This is a genomic window from Streptococcus oralis (genome assembly GCF_001579175.1).
Lineage (GTDB): Bacteria > Bacillota > Bacilli > Lactobacillales > Streptococcaceae > Streptococcus > Streptococcus oralis_O.
On sequence record NZ_KQ970760.1, the window covers coordinates 353,989 to 357,236 of the forward strand.

Annotated in this window: 3 protein-coding genes and 1 pseudogene; all 4 read left to right on the forward strand. The window is 39.7% G+C overall.

The features are described from left to right. Nucleotides 1-17 precede the first annotated feature (17 nt). Nucleotides 18-1,010, forward strand: coding sequence for an ABC transporter ATP-binding protein (locus SORDD24_RS06060; RefSeq protein WP_061408647.1), 993 nt, complete (start codon nt 18-20; stop codon nt 1,008-1,010). A 1-nt stretch (nt 1,011) separates the two neighbouring features. Further along, a complete protein-coding gene (locus SORDD24_RS06065) occupies nt 1,012-1,830 on the forward strand; it encodes an ABC transporter permease (protein ID WP_061408650.1) in 819 nt (272 codons plus the stop codon). A gap of 1 nt (nt 1,831) precedes the next feature. After that, nucleotides 1,832-2,617, forward strand: coding sequence for an ABC transporter permease (locus SORDD24_RS06070; protein WP_061408653.1), 786 nt, complete (start codon nt 1,832-1,834; stop codon nt 2,615-2,617). A gap of 429 nt (nt 2,618-3,046) precedes the next feature. Further along, a pseudogene (locus tag SORDD24_RS11320) lies at nt 3,047-3,248 on the forward strand (peptidase); the annotation flags it as partial.

The following is a 3,248-nucleotide window of genomic DNA, read 5'->3' on the forward strand; positions in this document are numbered from 1 at the left end:
GCTATAGGGAGATAGATATGGCAATGATAGAAGTGGAACATCTTCAGAAAAATTTTGTGAAGACAGTCAAGGAACCGGGCTTAAAGGGGGCTTTGCGCTCCTTTATTCATCCTGAAAAGCAGACCTTTGAAGCGGTCAAGGATTTGACTTTTGAAGTTCCAAAAGGGCAGATTTTAGGATTTATCGGTGCAAATGGTGCTGGGAAGTCGACCACCATTAAAATGCTGACAGGGATTTTAAAGCCGACATCGGGCTATTGTCGGATCAATGGCAAGATTCCGCAGGACAATCGCCAAGACTATGTCAAGGATATTGGAGTTGTTTTTGGACAACGCACCCAGCTATGGTGGGATTTGGCACTGCAAGAAACCTACACGGTCTTGAAAGAGATTTACGATGTGCCAGACTCGCTTTTCCATAAGCGAATGGATTTTTTGAATGAAGTCTTGGATTTGAAGGAATTCATCAAGGATCCCGTGCGAACTCTTTCGCTGGGTCAACGGATGCGGGCGGATATTGCGGCTTCTTTACTCCACAATCCTAAAGTTCTCTTTTTAGATGAGCCGACCATTGGGTTGGACGTTTCGGTCAAGGATAATATTCGTCGGGCTATCACCCAAATCAATCAGGAGGAAGAGACAACCATTCTCTTGACCACTCACGACCTGAGTGATATTGAGCAGCTCTGTGATCGAATTTTTATGATTGACAAGGGGCAGGAGATTTTTGATGGAACGGTTAGCCAGCTCAAGGAAACCTTTGGCAAGATGAAGACTCTTTCCTTTGAACTGCTACCAGGTCAAAGTCATCTCCTTTCTCACTATGAAGGCTCTTCGGATATGACCATTGATAGACAAGGAAACAGTCTCAATATTGAATTCGATAGTTCCCGCTACCAGTCGGCTGATATTATCAAGCAAACCCTGTCTGATTTTGAAATCCGCGATTTGAAGATGGTAGATACGGATATTGAGGATATTATCCGTCGCTTCTATCGAAAGGAGCTCTAAGATGGTCAAATTGTTGAGACGTTATAAACCCTTTATCAATGCAGGGATTCAGGAGTTGATTACCTATCGAGTCAACTTTATTCTCTATCGGATTGGTGATGTCATGGGGGCTTTTGTGGCCTTTTATCTCTGGAAGGCAGTCTTTGACTCCTCCCAGGAGCCTTTGATTCAGGGCTTCAGTATGGCAGATATCACTCTCTACATCATCATGAGTTTTGTGACCAATCTTTTGACCAGGTCTGATAGCTCCTTTATGATTGGGGAGGAGGTCAAGGATGGATCCATTATCATGCGCTTGCTGAGACCAGTGCATTTTGCGGCCTCTTACCTTTTCACCGAACTTGGCTCCAAGTGGTTGATTTTTATCTCTGTTGGACTGCCATTTTTAAGTGTCATTGTTTTGATGAAAATCTTATCTGGGCGAGGTATTGTAGAAGTGCTGGGATTAACTGTCCTTTATCTCTTTAGCTTAACTCTGGCTTATCTGATTAACTTTTTCTTTAATATCTGCTTTGGATTTTCTGCCTTTGTGTTTAAAAATCTATGGGGCTCTAATCTACTCAAGACTTCTATAGTGGCCTTTATGTCTGGAAGTTTGATTCCCTTGGCTTTCTTTCCAAAGATCGTTTCAGATATTCTGTCCTTCTTGCCTTTTTCATCTTTGATCTACACTCCGGTTATGATTATTGTTGGGAAATACGATGCTAGTCAGATTCTTCGGGCACTCGCTTTGCAGTTTTTCTGGCTCTTAGTGATGCTTGGCTTGTCTCAGCTGATTTGGAAACGAGTCCAGTCATTCATCACTATTCAGGGAGGTTAGTATGAAAAAATATCAACGCATGCATCTGATTTTTATCAGACAATACATTAAACAAATCATGGAATACAAGGTGGATTTTGTGGTAGGTGTGTTGGGAGTCTTTCTGACTCAAGGCCTAAACCTCTTGTTTCTCAATGTCATCTTTCAACATATTCCATCCCTAGAAGGATGGACCTTTCAAGAGATTGCCTTTATCTATGGATTTTCCTTAATTCCCAAGGGATTGGACCATCTCTTTTTTGACAATCTCTGGGCACTAGGCCAGCGCCTGGTGCGAAAGGGAGAATTTGACAAGTATCTGACTCGTCCTATCAATCCGCTCTTCCATATCCTCGTTGAGACCTTTCAGATTGATGCCCTGGGCGAACTATTGGTCGGTGGAATTTTACTAGGGACAACAGTATCAAGCATTGCTTGGACTCTTCCAAAATTCCTGATTTTTCTAGTCTGCATTCCTTTTGCGACCTTGATCTATACTTCCTTGAAAATCGCGACTGCCAGTATCGCTTTTTGGACCAAGCAGTCAGGAGCCATGATTTACATTTTCTATATGTTTAATGACTTTGCCAAGTACCCGATTTCCATTTACAATTCGCTCCTTCGTTGGTTGATTAGCTTTATCGTGCCTTTCGCCTTTACGGCCTACTATCCTGCCAGCTATTTCTTGCAGGACAAAGACGGGCTCTTTAACATTAGTGGGTTGATTTTGATTTCCCTTGTTTTCTTTGTTATTTCTTTAAAACTCTGGGACAGGGGCTTGGACGCTTACGAAAGTGCGGGTTCTTAAGATATAAAATAGGATGAGAGTTAAAAATTAAATATGTTACAAACAACCGTTGAAAATTATTGCGGTTGTTTTTGCATGTTTATTAAGGCATAAATTCTGTCCATACCCCTTTTTGCGATTTTGGTAGTTATTCCAGTTGATTGATAATATTTTTGATGGCACGAATGAGTTTATACTGTACCCAGTTAACTATAAAATTTATTGACTAGACCATTTGTTAACATGGATTAAAAAAAAATTAACCAGGGTTAATTTTTCTTGACTTAAATTTTTTTAATTGATATACTATTTTTCAGAGAGCTAACAATTATATATAAATGTACTACTCTATCCCACTAGATAATACGTCATAAAACTTTTTATAACAAAGGCTAGCAAGGTTAAAGTTTTCTATCTATTGGATTTAAAATAAAAAATGAAGGAATTATAATGAAAAAAAGTACGGTATTGTCATTAACTACTGCTGCAGTTATTTTAGCAGCATATGCCCCCAATGAGGTGATTTTAGCAGATACAACTAGTTCTGAAGATGCTTTAAGAATTTCTGATAAAGAAAAAGTAGTAGCAGATAAAGAAACAAAAAACAATGAACAATCTGAAGATATTCATAATGTTATAGAAACTTCAAAGG